At 45.9% G+C, this 16,375-nt stretch carries 11 protein-coding genes; 4 read left to right on the top strand and 7 right to left on the bottom strand.

The window, feature by feature from the left end:
* Window positions 1-35 precede the first annotated feature (35 nt).
* The 4 genes from murC (at window position 36) to DW694_RS01055 (ending at window position 5,038) form a co-directional block, all read left to right on the top strand.
* The gene (gene murC, locus DW694_RS01070; RefSeq protein WP_118752416.1) at window positions 36-1,415 is read left to right on the top strand and encodes a UDP-N-acetylmuramate--L-alanine ligase; all 1,380 of its coding nucleotides are present in this window, start codon (window positions 36-38) and stop codon (window positions 1,413-1,415) included.
* 330 nt (window positions 1,416-1,745) lie between these two features.
* Entirely contained in the window at window positions 1,746-2,843 is a 1,098-nt protein-coding gene (locus DW694_RS01065) for a DnaD domain protein (protein WP_118752415.1), read from the top strand.
* A gap of 22 nt (window positions 2,844-2,865) precedes the next feature.
* Window positions 2,866-3,852 (top strand): ATP-binding protein, encoded by a 987-nt coding sequence (locus DW694_RS01060; RefSeq protein ID WP_015525647.1) that lies wholly within the window; start codon window positions 2,866-2,868, stop codon window positions 3,850-3,852.
* A gap of 1 nt (window position 3,853) precedes the next feature.
* Entirely contained in the window at window positions 3,854-5,038 is a 1,185-nt protein-coding gene (locus DW694_RS01055; protein ID WP_118752414.1) for a ribose-phosphate pyrophosphokinase, read from the top strand.
* A 163-nt stretch (window positions 5,039-5,201) separates the two neighbouring features.
* Here DW694_RS01055 and DW694_RS01050 read toward each other — a convergent pair whose 3' ends face one another.
* The 7 genes from DW694_RS01050 to DW694_RS01015 all read right to left on the bottom strand — a co-directional run bounded on the left by DW694_RS01050 (window position 5,202) and on the right by DW694_RS01015 (window position 16,340).
* The gene (locus tag DW694_RS01050; RefSeq protein WP_118752413.1) at window positions 5,202-6,749 is read right to left on the bottom strand and encodes an ATP-binding protein; all 1,548 of its coding nucleotides are present in this window, start codon (window positions 6,747-6,749) and stop codon (window positions 5,202-5,204) included.
* A gap of 27 nt (window positions 6,750-6,776) precedes the next feature.
* Complete coding sequence (locus DW694_RS01045) at window positions 6,777-7,838, bottom strand: DNA repair exonuclease (protein WP_118752412.1); 1,062 nt, start codon at window positions 7,836-7,838, stop codon at window positions 6,777-6,779.
* Window positions 7,839-7,949: 111 nt separating this feature from the next.
* Window positions 7,950-9,341, bottom strand: coding sequence for an asparagine--tRNA ligase (gene asnS, locus DW694_RS01040; protein ID WP_114001490.1), 1,392 nt, complete (start codon window positions 9,339-9,341; stop codon window positions 7,950-7,952).
* A 203-nt stretch (window positions 9,342-9,544) separates the two neighbouring features.
* Complete coding sequence (locus DW694_RS16745) at window positions 9,545-11,026, bottom strand: InlB B-repeat-containing protein (RefSeq protein WP_182465464.1); 1,482 nt, start codon at window positions 11,024-11,026, stop codon at window positions 9,545-9,547.
* Window positions 11,027-11,082: 56 nt separating this feature from the next.
* Entirely contained in the window at window positions 11,083-12,573 is a 1,491-nt protein-coding gene (gene galT / locus DW694_RS01025; RefSeq protein WP_044962316.1) for a UDP-glucose--hexose-1-phosphate uridylyltransferase, read from the bottom strand.
* Between the two features lie 139 nt (window positions 12,574-12,712).
* Complete coding sequence (locus DW694_RS01020; RefSeq protein WP_118752411.1) at window positions 12,713-15,166, bottom strand: hypothetical protein; 2,454 nt, start codon at window positions 15,164-15,166, stop codon at window positions 12,713-12,715.
* 1 nt (window position 15,167) lies between these two features.
* Window positions 15,168-16,340, bottom strand: coding sequence for an SAM-dependent methyltransferase (locus DW694_RS01015; RefSeq protein WP_021652850.1), 1,173 nt, complete (start codon window positions 16,338-16,340; stop codon window positions 15,168-15,170).
* Between the last annotated feature and the right edge of the window lie 35 nt (window positions 16,341-16,375).

The raw sequence follows: 16,375 nt of genomic DNA, 5'->3' as shown, positions 1-16,375 counted from the left end.
AGCTACGAAAATAACATATATATAAGGAGATTATTATGTATCAGATAGACTTTCATAAACCGCTCCATATTCATTTCATCGGGATCGGAGGCATCAGCATGAGCGGCCTTGCCGAGATCCTTCTGGAAGAAAATTTCCGGATTTCCGGTTCCGATGCCAAATCCAGCCCGCTGACCCGCACACTGGAAGAACGTGGCGCTGTGATCTATTACGGACAGCGCGCTTCCAACATCAAGGATGATGTAGATGTGGTTGTCTATACAGCAGCGATCCACCCGGACAACCCGGAATTTGCCTGTGCGAAAGAAAAAGGGTTTCCAATGCTTACCCGCGCAGAGCTTCTGGGACAGATCATGCGGAACTACGATACACCAATCGCAATTTCCGGAACCCATGGAAAAACCACTACTACTTCCATGGTTTCCCATATCCTTCTTGAGGGTGACTGTGATCCTACCATCAGTGTTGGCGGAATCCTTCCTGCTATCCACGGAAATATCCGCGTTGGAAATTCTGAAACCTTTATCACAGAGGCATGCGAATACACCAACAGCTTTTTAAGCTTCTTCCCTAAGATCAGTGTGATCCTGAACATGGATGCCGATCATCTGGATTTCTTCAAGGACATCGATGACATCCGCCATTCCTTCCGGAAATTTGCAGAGCTTCTCCCTGCTGACGGTACTCTGATCATCAACGCCGACACACCGGAGTATGAAACGATCACCCGGGAGCTTCCATGCAATGTTCTTACCTATGGTCTGGAGCACGATGCCGATTACACCGCAGCAGACATTACCTGGGATAAATACGGACATCCTTCCTTCTCCGTTCTCTTCCGGGGCAAAAAGATCGGCAGCTATTATCTGCGTGTACCGGGTATCCACAACGTATCCAATGCACTGGCCGCCATTGCCGTAGGACGCCTTCTGGACCTTCCGGATGATGTGATCGTTAAAGGTCTCGGAAGCTTTACCGGTACAGACCGGCGTTTCCAGTATAAAGGTGAGATCGGCGGTATCACCATCATTGATGATTACGCGCATCATCCAACCGAGATCGAGGCAACCCTTCATGCTGCAAAGAATTATCCGCATCAGAAGGTATGGTGTGTATTCCAGCCTCATACCTACACACGTACCAAAGCTCTTCTTCCGGAATTTGCAAAAGCGCTGACTCTGGCCGATCATGTTGTACTGGCTGATATTTATGCCGCACGTGAAACAGACAATCTTGGTATTTCTTCCCAGGATCTCCAGAAACAGATCCAGGAACTTGGAACCCCCTGCGAATATTTCCCGACTTTTGATGAGATCGAGAGCTTCCTCTTAAAAAGTTGTGCACATGGTGATTTGTTGATAACTATGGGCGCCGGAGACGTTGTAAATATTGGAGAACACCTTCTCGGAAAATAATTATCCACATTATCCACATGCTTATGCACATTTCAGACGTGCCTGGCATGTGGATTTTTTTGTGTATAACCAACTTTACATAATTCAACAGCCAAATTCAACAAATACCGCATTTTTCTTACAAAATTAAGGTTTTTGTTAGTTGCTGATAATGTTATCCTCAAAGTTTTCCACACTATCCACATTTTCCACATGGAAATTAGTGCACAACTTCTGTGAAAATAGACTATTCTCAAGTAAAAGCGGTTGTGCTATAATCCTTTTTAGCATGGCGGACTTTGGGATATCACCTGAAATATCTGCTGTATTTTAGAAAGGGAGCTGCTGATCATGAGCCTGATTTCACTTCAGAATTCCTCTGAACTGGAGGTAACGATTCTTTCCAATCGCTTTATTGACAATTTCATGCCTCGTGCCAACGGGGAGTTCGTAAAGGTATATATCTACCTTCTCCGGATGGTATCTGCCGCTCCTTCTTCTTTCAGCCTGGAGCATATGGCAGACAGCCTTTTCTGCACGGAAAGAGATATTTCCCGTGCGCTGAAATACTGGGAAGGTGAGAAACTGATCGCATTAACCTATACTGCAGATCAGAAGCTTTCCGGGATCACTTTGCTGGAACCCTTTGCGGATACCGGTCAGAGAGAGAGCAGCGCTTCCGTGGATACTTTCACCGGTTCCGGCAATTCTGCTTCCGTTTCCGGGAACACGGATCCGGGAGTCCCAAGCTCCGCTGATTACATTCTCAGTCTCACTCCTGACCGGATCAGAGAACTTAAGCAAAACGAAGAGATCAGTCAGCTTCTCTATATCACAGAGCAGTATCTGACCAAAACACTGACGCCTACAGAAATGCAGAAGATCCTTTTTTTCTATGATGAACTCCATATGTCTGCGGATCTCATCGAATATCTGGTGGAATACTGTGTTTCCAGAGGCCGCAAGAGTATGCGTTATATTGAAACTGTTGCACTCGCCTGGGCAAAAGACGGCATCACCACCGTCGAGATGGCCCGGGATGCCAGCTCCCGTTTTTCCAAGGATTATTACACGATCCTGAAGGCTATGGGGATCAGCGGCCGCAATCCTGTTGATAACGAGATCACTTACATTGATACCTGGCGCAAGACCTACGGTTTTGATCTGGAGCTGATCCAGGAAGCCTGCAGCCGTACTGTCCTTTCCACCGGACAGCCCAGTTTCCAATATGCAGATAAGATCCTCTCCGGCTGGAAAAAGAAAAACGTACATACGCTGGAGGATATCCGGCTTCTGGATGCCGCACACAAAAAACGCCAGCTTGAGAAATCCGTTTCCAGGAAGAAGCAGCCCCAGACTCAGCCTCAGAATAGCAACCGCTTCAATAATTTCCACCAGCGTGATTATGATTTTGCGGAATATGAGAAACGTCTTTTAAATAATCAGTAACAGAACCTGGAAGGAGCGCTTTATGCCTTTACAGAATTTTCAATATGATACTATAATGAGAGAATACAGCCGCCGGCAGGCACAGAACCACCGTATTCTGGAGGAGCACACAGCCGAAGCCTACGGAAAGATCCCCCGTCTGAAAGAGATCGATGATGAGGTAGCAACTTTAAGTGCTGACAAAGTCCGTCGCCTTTTAAACGGCGAAGAAAAGGGAACTTCGGATCTGAAGGCAGCCATCCAGGAGCTTTCCGATGAACGGATCACCCTTCTTGTTGCAAACGGCTTTCCCGGAGACTATCTTGAGATGCCTTACACCTGCCCTGACTGTCAGGATACCGGCTATATCGGCAGCCGAAAATGCACCTGTTTTAAAAAAGCTGAGATCGAACTGCTTTATGCACAGTCCAATCTGAATGAAATTCTCGAAAAAGAGAATTTTGACAGCTTTTCATTTGACTATTATTCTGCTACAATAAAAAACGAAGCCACGGGACTGTCTGCCCTGGAAACAGCCAGACGGGCCTATGACACTGCACAGCGCTTTGTGCAGAACTTCGACCATAAATTTGAAAACCTGTTTTTATATGGTGATACCGGTGTGGGAAAAACCTTTCTTTCACACTGCATCGCCCGAGAGCTTCTCAGATCCACCCACTGTGTCCTGTACTTTTCCGCCTACGATCTTTTTGATATGATGGCTGCGAATTCTTTTTCCCGAAAAGATACCGGCACAGACGAGGAACTGATCTATGACTGTGATCTTCTGATCATTGATGACCTGGGAACGGAGCTTACCAACAGTTTCGTATCTTCACAGCTTTTTCTCTGTCTCAATGAGCGGATCATGCGCAGGAAATCCACGATCATTTCCACGAATCTGACGCTCAAAAATTTCTCGGATACCTATTCCGAGAGAACATTTTCCCGAATTGCCAGCAACTATCAGATGATATCGTTGATCGGGAAGGACATCCGTATACAGAAAATATTTTTAGGAGGAAATTAAAATGGCACAGGTAAATACAAAAGATTTTTCCACACTCCCGGTAGGAAGACTTGGACTGATTCCCCTTCAGAGCTGCAGCTCATTAGGCGCGAAGGTGAATGACTGGCTGGTCAAATGGCGTGCCGAAAGACAGTATCCTGGAATGGACTCCTTTGCATTCGAGGGATACAAGCGCGATTCTTACATTATTGACGCCAAGACTCCACGTTTCGGCTCCGGTGAGGGTAAATGCACCATCAACGAATCTGTCCGCGGTGATGATATCTACGTAATGGTAGATGTGACAAATTACAGCTTATCCTATCCGATCGGACCTTACAGAAATCTTATGTCCCCGGATGATCATTTCCAGGATATGAAGCGTGTTATCGCCGCTGTAGGCGGAAAAGCCCGCAGAGTCAACGTGATCATGCCATATCTCTATGAGAGTCGCCAGGACAAGCGTGTCGGAAGAGAGTCTCTTGACTGTGCCAATGCACTTCATGAGCTGATCGATATGGGTGTTGAGAATATCATCACTTTTGATGCACATGATTCCCGTGTACAGAATGCGACTCCTCTTCATGGTTTTGAGACTGTACAGCCATCCTACCAGTTCATCAAGGCTCTTCTTAATAATGAAAAGGGACTTCATATCGACAAGGATCATTTCATGACGATCAGCCCGGACGAAGGAAGCATGAATCGTGCGATCTATCTCGCCAATGTCCTCGGTGTTGATATGGGTATGTACTATAAACGTCTGGATTACTCAAGATATGTAAACGGCCGTCATCCGATCGCAGCATATGAATTCCTCGGACCAAAGATCGAGGGCAAGGATATGATCCTGATCGATGATATGATCTCCTCCGGTGATACGATCATTAAGATCGCGTCTCTCCTGAAAGAGAAAGGAGCAGGCAGAGTTTACATCTGCTCTACCTTCGGATTCTTTACCGATGGTCTTGATAAATTTGACGATGCTTACAAGAAGGGCTACTTCGACAAGCTCCTTACTACTAACCTGGTTTATCAGTCACCGGAGCTTCTTGAGAAGCCATACTACATCAGCTGCGATATGAGCAAATATATTGCTCTGATCATTGATACGCTGAACCATGATACCTCTGTCAGCCACCTTCTGAATCCGGTAGACAGAATCAAACGCTGCGTAACAAATTACATGAGCCAGCATGAGAAATAAATAAATCATAACGCACGCAAAGCGGCTGCACCTTCTGAGAACGATATAACAGTTTCTCAGAAAGCGCAGCCGCTTTATATTTCTGTAACAGACGGATATCCATGATCCGCATCTGCTGTCTGCTTTGCTTTTGATCTTTATGCTGAAATCTTCCTGCAAAAGCTCACATAGGAAGCTTCTGATAGGGAATCCTCTCTTTATCCAGGATCTCCATTTCTCTTTTATGGCAGGTACTTATGATCACCTGTCTGTTTTCTTTATGCAGCCACCTGAGAGCCGCTGCAAGACGTTCTTCATCATACATGCCAAATACATCATCCAGGATCACAGGGAACGGTTCCTCTTTGCAGAAAAGCTCTCCTGCTGCCATACGAAGGGCAAAATAAATCTGCTCCAGTGTCCCGCGGCTCAGTCTCTCAATGGATACGATACGCTCCCCTGTGTTCACAGACATATGCAGTGCCTCATCCATCAGAACCTCCTGGTATCTGCCACCGGTGATCTCACTTAATATCTCAGATGTACGTTTTTTCAGACGGACCCCTACCTGATCCGTAATGTTTCCGGAAAGTGCCTCAATCGTCTCCATAGCCATATTCAGCGCCTGGATCTCCGTTTCCTCCGGAGTGATCACTTCTGTATTTTCTTCACATTCCGTCAACTCTGCCTGCAGGTTCTCCAGCGCTGTATGCTTCTCTTCGTAGTCACTGTCCAGACTGTTCCGGTTCCAGGTCAGCTCCTCATGTCTGGAATGCCAGCGCTCTCTCTGACGTTCTCTCTTATTCAGCTCCCTGCTGAGCCGTATGCGAAAAAACAATGCCGCTACAGAAATCGCCGCAGTTGCCACGCCTGCCAGAACACTGAAAATGACCTGCCCGGAAAAAGCTGCCAGGCAGCCGGTACCGGCAATCCCGCCAAGCAGCACAACTGCCAGAACTGCATCTGTCAGCTCCCGCCTTCTTTTTACACGATCGATCCGAAGCTCAAGAAGATCCTCTGTACTCCGTTCTCTGGTCCCTATGTTCATCCCGTCCTGCTGCTGCATGATCCGATCACGCTTCTCATCCAGTTCACGGATCTCTCTGCGGATATATTCCATGTTTGCGGAAATCTTTTCTTTTTCCCTTTCCAGCTCCTTTTTTCGCCGGGCCGCTTCTGTCAGATATCCTTTTCTGGACATTTTCAGCATCTGCATGGCTCGTCCCATGTCAATGGAACTGTCACCGGTTCCCTGATAGCTGGCCATGTAATTCTGCAGTTCACGTACGAGATCTTTTCCTGTAACGCTTTTCAGCTGTGCCACAGACACCGTATTATCATAAACTGCCTCACTTACATTTCCCAGAATAGTTCCAAGAGCTCCCTGTTCCGCATCCACAAGACTGCCATCATCTTCACAGAGAAGCTCTCCCAGCTTCTTTTCTTTATAAAAATTCCTGGTAAGACGATACTTCTTCCCCTTACTTGTGAACCACATGATCCCACCATATTCTGCCGGATTTTCCCATGGTTCATATTTTGTATATGTATCGTTCAGAGCAGCCTTTCCCCGCAGTCTGCGAACGCCGTAAAACATGGAGCGGATAAATGTATGTGTGGTAGTTTTTCCACTCTCATTTTCACCGTAAAGTACGTTGATCCCAGGCGAAAGCTCCATATCCTTGTCCCGGATCTTCCCGAAATTTTTTATTTTTAAACGTCTGATAACCATCTTATGCTATCCTCCTGTGCTGCCCCTTTATCGCCGGCTGCCTGTCTCAAGCAATGCCTGAAGCCCATAATACAGCGCCTTTTTTTCCACGGTATCCATACCCTTTTTGGCCAGAAAATAGCCGATATAATCACCGATCAGAGTACCGCTGTAGCGTTTGTAGAGCTCACCAAGATCATACGCCGGCCAGGATTCATCCACAACATCGGTAACATTTCCGAGACTTTTCAGTTTCTCAGGGATCAGAAGAAGATCCGGCGAACGCATTCCCTGAAGAACGATCCTGTAGATATTCCTTCCTCCTCTGCGGAAAATCTGGGATTTTACCGCTTCTTCCAGAGATATCTGTGTAGTTTCCTCGTGAAGTGTCATTACCAGCTGCTGATAGGAACGACAGGCAAAGGGAATGAACTCTGTACGGATCCTTCCGTTGATCAGTCGTCCCTCCATATATCCATGTTCCCCTGTATCATTCCTGTCAATGGGCTCCAGAGCCCCGGAAAAGGCCGCCTGGTCACGGATCAGGATCTGCGGCTTGTGGATATGCCCTAACGCCACATAATCGAAGCCTGACGCCGCCAGAGCTGCTGCACTGAGAGGAATATGCTTCTCATCGCCGCCATGGGCCAGCAGAATATGGATTCCTTCTTTCTGGACAGGGACAGCCTGATCATAAAGTCCGTCTTTTATTTCCCGGTCATAGTAACTCAGTCCATATACATAGACATCAAGCCTGGGATCTTTAACGCAGGTCAGTTCCCTGCTCCTGAAAAATATAACATTGGAATTCCACTCAAACGTATTATAAAAAGAATCTCTGCTTATAAAATCATGATTTCCTGCCATCAGATACACTCTGGTATCCGGGATGGTGGAAAACAGATAATTTACTTCCTTAAGCTCTCTCATAAGAGGCTGGCGGTGGAACAGATCTCCGGATATAAATAGCAAATCCACCGGATCTTCGCGGATGCCCGCAATAACCCGGCGGAAAGTGCTCCAGATTTCTTCCTCCCGCTCTTTGCTCCACGGGCAGCCCCTGTCGGGAACTGCGCCCAGATGCACGTCTGCAAGATGAATAAATCTCATAATGTTCTCCCTTGTGTGTCAGTCACACATATCAATACCTGTTGCCAATTTCTCCCTGCTGTTCTCTGATCTCAGGAGCACAGAACGTCCTGCTGTGCAAAAGTGTTCTGATCAAAGATCGCAGTTCTTTACAGTTCTCGGGAATGGGATCACGTCACGGATGTTGCCCATACCTGTAAGGTACATGACACATCTCTCAAATCCAAGACCAAAGCCGGAATGACGTGTGGAACCATATTTACGAAGATCCAGATAGAAATCGTAATCCTCCGGTTTCAGACCCAGCTCATCCATACGTGCTCTCAGCTTGTCGTAGTCATCTTCTCTCTGGCTTCCTCCGATGATCTCTCCGATTCCCGGCACCAGGCAGTCCATAGCCGCAACTGTCTTTCCATCCTCGTTGAGTTTCATGTAGAATGCCTTGATCTCCTTCGGATAATCTGTAACAAATACCGGTCTCTTGTAGACCTGCTCTGTCAGATAGCGCTCATGCTCTGTCTGAAGATCACATCCCCAGAATACCTTGTAATCAAATTTGTCATTGTTCTTCTCAAGGATTTCAACAGCCTCTGTATAGGTCACATGCGCAAATTCAGAATTAAGCACATGGTTCAGTCTGTCAAGAAGCCCCTTGTCAATGAAGGAATTGAAGAAGTTCATTTCCTCCGGTGCATTCTCAAAGACATAACGGATCACGTATTTCAGCATAGCCTCTGCAAGCTCCATAGCGTCCTGAAGGTCTGCAAACGCACACTCAGGCTCGATCATCCAGAACTCAGCTGCATGACGGGTAGTGTTGGAATTCTCAGCACGGAAGGTCGGTCCGAATGTGTAGATATTGCGGAATGCCTGTGCATAAGTCTCTCCGTTCAGCTGTCCGCTTACGGTAAGGTTTGTCTCCTTTCCGAAGAAATCCTGTGAATAATCAACACTTCCATCCTCTGTCAGCGGAATATTCTTCGGATCCAGTGTTGTTACCTGGAACATCTCTCCTGCACCTTCACAGTCACTTCCTGTGATCAGCGGTGTGTGCACATAGACAAAGCCTCTCTCCTGGAAAAATTTATGGATCGCATATGCACAGAGAGAACGTACACGAAATACAGCCTGAAAAGTATTTGTTCTCGGTCTTAAATGTGTCATGGTCCTTAAGTATTCAAGACTGTGTCTCTTCTTCTGAAGTGGATAATCCGGTGCGGAAGCTCCCTCTACAGATATCTCTGTTGCCTGGATCTCAAATGGCTGCTTCGCCTGAGGGGTAGCTACCAGCGTTCCCTTAACAATGATGGCCGCTCCAACGTTCAGCTTGGAAACCTCTGCGAAATTCTCCATGTTATCGTGATATACGATCTGAAGAGTTTCAAAAAAGCTTCCATCATGAAGTACGATGAATCCAAACGCCTTGGAATCACGAACACTTCGTACCCATCCACCTACGGTGATCTCTTTGTCGAGATACTGTTCACGGTTTCTGTAAATCTCTTTCACTGTTGTCAGTTTCATAATCTATACCTCATTCCTCATATTCAGGATCACACGTCCCTGCGGACCTCCAAACGTCCGTATCGAATTAAGTATAGACTATTCTCATGGTTCGTGCAAGGAGTAATTGCCCTGTCGGACAGAAAAATAGCGGGCCGCCGGACAGAAAAATCCCGCCTGGCGGAATGTCTCCGGCAGACGGGATTTTTCTGTCTGTTATACCATTAATAATAAGATGCGTTGATACTTCCTGTGTTGAGATAAGTAATGCAGTAATAGTAGATCCTCTTGAATGTCTTTGTTGTGTAGTGAAGTCCGTCATCACTGTCAGCGTCTGTGCCATTGTAGGAAGCATTGGTCCCGTAGCCTTTTTTCATAAGTACGCTGTACATATCGATGTACTTGTAATCCAGAGAAAGACCGGAACGGATCTTGCTGTTGAATTCTCTTACCTGTGCCTCTGTACGGGCGCCTCTTCCTGCTTTTGTGATCATGGTACTGTTGATCGGGTTTACAGACATGTAAAAGAGCTTACAGTTCTTACTTTTCAATGTGGATGCGATACTGGTCATATAGCTGACATAATTGCCTGCATTTCCCAGGTCATTGACACCCAGATTAAAGATAACGGCGATTGGTTTGGAACCTTCTGTTTTGTCGATTTCTTCTATAAGCTGTGCATATCCTGTATCCCGGAACCAGCTCAAGCCCTTTCCTGGGTTTGCAACAAAAGAAACCCCATTTGTTACAGAACTGCTCATCTGTTTTTTCAGTGTCGCCTGTATTCCTGCAGTACGGGAATCTCCCACAAAAATGACCTTACTGTACATCATACCGATCGCCGGATGAGCCATCTCATCGGAACTGATGTCCTTCTCCAGTGCACGGTTAAATACCGTCGCATACAGATTGGTGTTTTTGTTGATCCGCAGAAGTTCACCTGCTTCATAATCCGGATCTGTGGAAGAACCGGTCCGTCTGGTCTTAGACCAACCCATAAACGTATAACCTGTCGCATTGGATACAGATGGGAGCTTAAGGTAACCGCCCTTTCCAAGTGTTACTGTCTTCCATACGGTTCCGTTTGCCTTGCGGAGATTTACTTTTACTGACTGCATCTGTACGGAATAGTATCTGATATTACCGGAGATTTTAATCTTCGTTCCTACTTTTTTTGCAGTAGATGCCTTGCCGTTCTTTGCTGTTGACCAGCCAAGATTTACATATCCCGATCTGGATGGAACTGCAGGCAATGTGTAATATGTACCCTCTTCTACTTTTTTCTGCAGCTTCTTATATGCGGAATTGGTGCTTCCATTTCCAAGATAGAAGTTTACGGTATAGTATCTGCTCTTTCTGCGGACCGCATACAGAGTCATATCTTTTCTGACCTTTACGCGGGCACCTGCTTTATATACCACCTTACTGCTCCCCTTCCGTGTGGTCCATCCGAGATTCTGATATCCCACAGCCTTGGGTACTGCCGGAAGCCGGATCGTAGTATTTAATGTCACATTCTGTGTCAGTGCGGTATACGTCTTACTTTTGCTGGTACCTGAATTATTATTGAACTTAACGGTATAAACAAGCTTCGCCGCCGACACCTTATGCGATGCAGCCGGCACAAAGATCAGTGCAGCTGCCACAAGTGCCAGCAAAAGCCATTTTATCCGAAAGGCCTTTCCGGTTTTTTCTCTGTTTTTCATATAAACAAACTCCTCCTGAAATACATATCCATCCCCGGGTGCCTCCGTACTTTTTTTTACAGAGTATTGATAAATCTCATAAATGCATCCCTGCCCTCTGGTGTGCATTTATAAACACCGGCATCCTCCAGTACATGAACAAATACATTGCCCACTTCCCTGCGAAGGACTTCCTGGATATTATCTTTATCAAGTTTCTCATATTTTGGCAGAAATTCTGCAACCCATGCAGCATGTTTCTCGATTTTCTCATTGGAAGCGATGTCCCTGCCGCTTAAAATGTATTCTTCAAGAAGCTCCAGCTCTTCTTTCAGACGTGCCGGAAGAACAGCGAGTCCCATAACTTCGATAAGACCGATATTCTCTTTCTTGATATGATGATAGCATGCATGCGGATGATAAACCCCCAGCGGATGCTCCTCTGTTGTGATATTGTTACGTAATGTCAGATCCAGTTCAAAGGTATCTCCCACTTTACGTGCGATCGGTGTGATGGTGTTATGCGGCTCTCCGTCTGTTTCTGCAAAGATAAATGCAGCCTCATCCGTATATCCTCTCCAGCCTGCCAGTACATGTGTTGCCAGATCGATCAGTCTCGTCTCGTCTTTGCTACGGATACGCAGTACGGAAAGAGGCCATTTTACAATGCCGGCTTCCACATCTTCGTATCCCGGGATCGTCACATGCTTTTCAATCTCTGCCTTCGCCATGGCAAAGGTATAATGCCCGCCCTGGAAATGATCGTGGCTAAGGATAGAACCTCCTACGATTGGAAGATCCGCATTGGAGCCAAGGAAATAATGTGGGAACAGCTTTACAAAATCAAACAGCTTGATAAATGTATTTCTCTCGATCTTCATCGGAGTATGCTGACTGTTAAATACGATACAATGTTCATTGTAGTAAACATATGGAGAGTACTGGAAGCCCCATGGACTGTCATTGATGGTGATCGGGATGATCCTGTGGTTCTCCCTTGCCGGATGATTGACTCTTCCTGCATAGCCTTCATTTTCCGGACAAAGCAGACATTTTGGATAGCTGCTGGATTTTACCAGCTTGGCAGCTGCGATAGCCTTTGGATCTTTTTCCGGCTTGGACAGGTTGATCGTGATATCGATCTTGCCATATTCGCTGTCTACTGTCCATTTCTGATCTTTTTTTACGCGATAACGTCTGATATAGTTACTGTCCTGACTCAGCTTATAAAAATAATCTGTAGCTTTTTCCGGATCTTCTTTATAAGCATCCCAGAATTCTCTCTGCACCTGGGCAGGACGCGGCATCAGACAGTTCATCAGTTTTGTATCAAAGAGATCTCTGTACACAATACTGTCCTCGATGATGCCCCTCTTTACAGCCTCATCAAGAAGTTCGTTCAAAGTCTCCTCAAGATTGATTTTAGCATACTCTGTCTCCGGTTCTGTATATTCGCTTTCCCCAAAGGCATCCAGAAGAAGATTGGTTGCATAAATTCTTTCGCATTCCGGAGTAATACCACTCTCCACCCCATACTGTACCAGTTTTTTAATACTTTCACTTAACATTGATTTTTCCCCTTTCCTGTCGCGCTTTTCCCGGAAAACAGGAACTTTTTTCCTGTTTTCCGATTTATGCCAAACGGGAACTCCCGTCTTGCCATCCTGCTGTAACCCCATGGCCTTCATCCGGCCTGCTCTGTAAGCATCATTCTATGACGTTTTCTATATAGGTGAGAAATACATTTCCGGCACTCTCAAACAGCGCTGTACTGTCATTCATTCCATACGGGCTGATCTGCCCTGTTGCCGGATCATAAAGATAGGTATTATATTCATCATAGCCTACGATCACCACACTGGAATTTTCTCCTGTCTTGGCGATCACCGGTCTCTGGGCACTGACCTCATAAAGAACATTGTCAAGAGTGCAGCCGGTCAGATCGATCACCGTTCCCATATCACCAAGGCTATCCTGAAGTTCTTTTTTCTTCCAGTTGGCTGTACGTATACTTTCCGGTACATCCTCTATATTCATCTGGAGCTTTGTTTTTTTGTTTCCACGTTCCCAGACATACTGCTGCGCACGGTTAAGTACCACTCCAGTCTGCGCATCCGCGCGTTTCACAGCTGCAGCCGGATCGGTATAGATACGGTCAAGAGAACCATATGCATAAACATAATAAAGTTCTCCCTGTGGAACGGTAGTATCCAATGTTACCGATGAGTCTTCAGTACTCTCGATCTTGGAACAAACAAGCAGCGGACTGTCTGTCTCCGGTTTCTGAGTCATGGTCAGGCGGATCAGCGTTCCTGCACGGTTTGTAGTGATCAATGCTACATCTATCTGGCTTCCGGATGCTTTTTTGTTATTCATGATATTGTCCTTTTTCTGGACTGTATAAGCATTCCCCGATTTTGCAGAAAGTTCAAACTCCATCATGGTACTGCCAACCGTTACGTTAGTGATATAAAGGCCATCCTGACGATACTCCTTTTTCACCTTTCCTTTAAAGCTTTCAATGCGGAATGTACTGATTCCCTCTGTTTCATGTCCGTTGGTATCCGTAAGAATGTCTTCATCGGAAAGGATCCCATATACCAGATCTTCATTCATAAATCCCAGAGCTCTCAGATTTTTTCCGCTTTCCGGCGAAATATCTCTTGTTTTCAGAGAATCAAATTCAATTTCCCGGATCTTCCCTGCATCATCTCCGGATTCGATCAGCCATGCTGCATGTGCCTTGGTATCTGACACAACAAAATGGTTCTGTTTGATTCCTTCTTCCAGAACCTGTGAGGTTCCTGTCTCAATATCTACCTGATACAGCTTCTGTGCAAACAGCAGAAACAGCTGATTGTTTTTGTTTACATAAGTGAGTGTTCCAAGATCTTCCTTCAGGAACTCGTAGGATTCTGTACTTGGTATGAATACTTTTTCTTCCACCACATTACGGTCGCTGTTGTAGTGATAAACACAGACACCGCTGTATCCCTCGTGAACACCACGGTTCATGTAACCGTACAATACAAAGTCCACATCCCCGTTATCTGCCACTCGGATGATCTTGATATCATGTTCGTTGCGCACATATCTGGAATCGTTATCTTCCTCTTTGCGGAAGCTGAAGATCCTTGTGATCTTTCCGCTGGACGGTGCATAAGACCAGAGATCCCCATCCTGCTCAAAAGCAACGATCTTTCCACTGCTGTCTGAAGCATAGGTGACATTCTTGTCACGGACACCCAGAAGCAGGCCTGCATCGGAAACTACCTTCTGAGACGGATCAAATACCTTCGTTGCAGAACGTTTAAAATCCAGCAGCATGATCCTTGTTTCTGTATAACGCATACGGTAAAATTCCGTAACATCATAAATTTCGGTTTTACCCTCATCATCCTGTGCGGAAACCTGATAATCCAGCGTGATACTTGCAGTCGTTTCATTGATATCATCGATCAGCGGAACTCCTTCCATGTAGAGCTTCGGAGAAAGGGATCCCCAGCTGATATTGGAAAGTCCAGAACTGATGGAAATATTATTGTAATTCGTTCCGCCGGAAATATCCTCCGCTTCCAGATATCCGGTCAGCGTATCTGCCTGTTCCTTGTCCAGACACTTTGTGGAAAAATCCTTGACAAACTGAAGATACGCTTCTGTATTCAACTGGGTTCTGGAAACCACTCTTGTATAGTAGTAAACTTCCCCCTCACTGGTATCCAGCGTGATCTGCATGGAATACTCCTGGTTCATGCGAAGGTCACTGCCGATCTCAATCTCTGTACTTAAACAGCCGTTGTCCTCTTTCGTGAGATTCTTGATCTTACGGTTCTCCATAACCTTGCTTCCGTCTGAAGTCCGTACCTCATAAGCAAGCCCTGTTACTGTATCAGCATATGGGTTGATCTCAAAAGACACTTTTTTGGTCGTATCCAGCGGAGTAATACTTCCTCTCATGAAATCGGTCTGCATCTGCTGTCTGTATCCATACATCTTATTTGCCTGGGTACTTCCGATCTTTACCATAACCTCCGGAAGTGTGGCATCGTTCATATCTGAGCGGTTATCTGTAGACTGACTGTTCATCAGAAATGAGGTCCCGGCTACTACTGCCACAAAGATCACCAGCAGTATCACTCCCTTACGTAGGATCTTCATCATGTCATTCTCCCTTCTGTGAGGCTGACTCTTCCGGATAAAGAAGCCTGTCCAGGGTAGGAGCCACATGAAGAGCCTTCATGGTATCCGAAAAACTGTCCCTGCTCTTTTTCTTTCCGGTTTTTACTGCGCGGATCAGAATATTCTTTGGTGTATGTTCCATATCGATAAATTCAAGAAGCTGGGTTTCATATCCTTTGCTTTCCAGAAGCTCGGCACGAAGACCATCTGTGATCAGAGCTGCCATTCTTTCCTTCAGGATCCCATAACGCATAACAGGCTGGAGCATTTCGTTTCGGATCTGACGATTCAGTTCATGCTGACAGCATGGAACAGACAGGATCACCTGAGCCCCCCATTCCACTGCCTTGGCCAGAGCGAAATCTGTTGCTGTATCGCAGGCATGAAGTGTCACCACCATGTCCACAGATGAAACACCTTCGTACCCTGCAATATCTCCCTGGTAAAAATGCAGCTTGTCATAACCATAAGATCTGGCCAATTCACTGCAATGCCGTATCACATCTTCCTTAAGATCCAGCCCTATGATGTTTACATCAAAACCCTCCAGTTCTCTGAGATAATAATACATAGCAAAAGTAAGATAGGATTTTCCGCAGCCAAAATCCAGGATCGTGATCTCTCTGTCTTTAGGAAGCTTCGGAAGGATATCCCTGATAAACTCCAGAAAGCGATTGATCTGTCTGAACTTGTCATATCTGGAAGCAACGATCTTTCCATCCTTTGTCATAACTCCCAGATCCACCAGAAACGGAGCTGCCGTTCCCTCTCTGAGAATGTACTGTTTCACCCGGTTATGAGGAGCGATCTTTATCTTCTCATTCTGTGCAGGCCCATGTTGTTTTGTTTTGATGGTTGCTTTCCCTTTCTTGCTGATAAGGATACTTCCATCCTGACTGCGTCCGGTTGCCTGAAGCTGACGAAATTCCTCCATGGCATGCTCCAGATAAGCGATCATCTCTTCCCTGGTAAAATTCTTATGATAAACCTTCGTCCCTTCTGTCATGGACGCCTGGTAAAAAATCTGACCCTTCAGCTCCACAGGACGAAGCTTCACCTTGGAAGGTCCCTCGCCAGTCCTGCGGCCACTGACAACAGCCTGTATCAGCTGTTCATTAATCTGTTCTTCTAAAAATTCCCTTATTGTTTTCATCATACTTCCATTATATTCACTTTTTGTTTTATTGTATA

This window comes from Ruminococcus sp. AM26-12LB (assembly GCF_003480785.1).
Taxonomy (GTDB): Bacteria; Bacillota; Clostridia; order Lachnospirales; family Lachnospiraceae; genus Blautia_A; species Blautia_A fusiformis.
This window is presented reverse-complemented; position numbering and strand designations above follow the sequence as displayed.

What these genes read in the sequence shown, in the direction of transcription:
- murC (WP_118752416.1), top strand. Translation starts at nt 36, where the DNA reads ATGTATCAGATAGACTTTCATAAACCGCTCCATATTCATTTCATCGGG.
- DW694_RS01065 (WP_118752415.1), top strand. Translation starts at nt 1,746, where the DNA reads ATGAGCCTGATTTCACTTCAGAATTCCTCTGAACTGGAGGTAACGATT.
- DW694_RS01060 (WP_015525647.1), top strand. Translation starts at nt 2,866, where the DNA reads ATGCCTTTACAGAATTTTCAATATGATACTATAATGAGAGAATACAGC.
- DW694_RS01055 (WP_118752414.1), top strand. Translation starts at nt 3,854, where the DNA reads ATGGCACAGGTAAATACAAAAGATTTTTCCACACTCCCGGTAGGAAGA.
- DW694_RS01050 (WP_118752413.1), bottom strand. Translation starts at nt 6,749, where the DNA reads ATGGTTATCAGACGTTTAAAAATAAAAAATTTCGGGAAGATCCGGGAC.
- DW694_RS01045 (WP_118752412.1), bottom strand. Translation starts at nt 7,838, where the DNA reads ATGAGATTTATTCATCTTGCAGACGTGCATCTGGGCGCAGTTCCCGAC.
- asnS (WP_114001490.1), bottom strand. Translation starts at nt 9,341, where the DNA reads ATGAAACTGACAACAGTGAAAGAGATTTACAGAAACCGTGAACAGTAT.
- DW694_RS16745 (WP_182465464.1), bottom strand. Translation starts at nt 11,026, where the DNA reads ATGAAAAACAGAGAAAAAACCGGAAAGGCCTTTCGGATAAAATGGCTT.
- galT (WP_044962316.1), bottom strand. Translation starts at nt 12,573, where the DNA reads ATGTTAAGTGAAAGTATTAAAAAACTGGTACAGTATGGGGTGGAGAGT.
- DW694_RS01020 (WP_118752411.1), bottom strand. Translation starts at nt 15,166, where the DNA reads ATGATGAAGATCCTACGTAAGGGAGTGATACTGCTGGTGATCTTTGTG.
- DW694_RS01015 (WP_021652850.1), bottom strand. Translation starts at nt 16,340, where the DNA reads ATGATGAAAACAATAAGGGAATTTTTAGAAGAACAGATTAATGAACAG.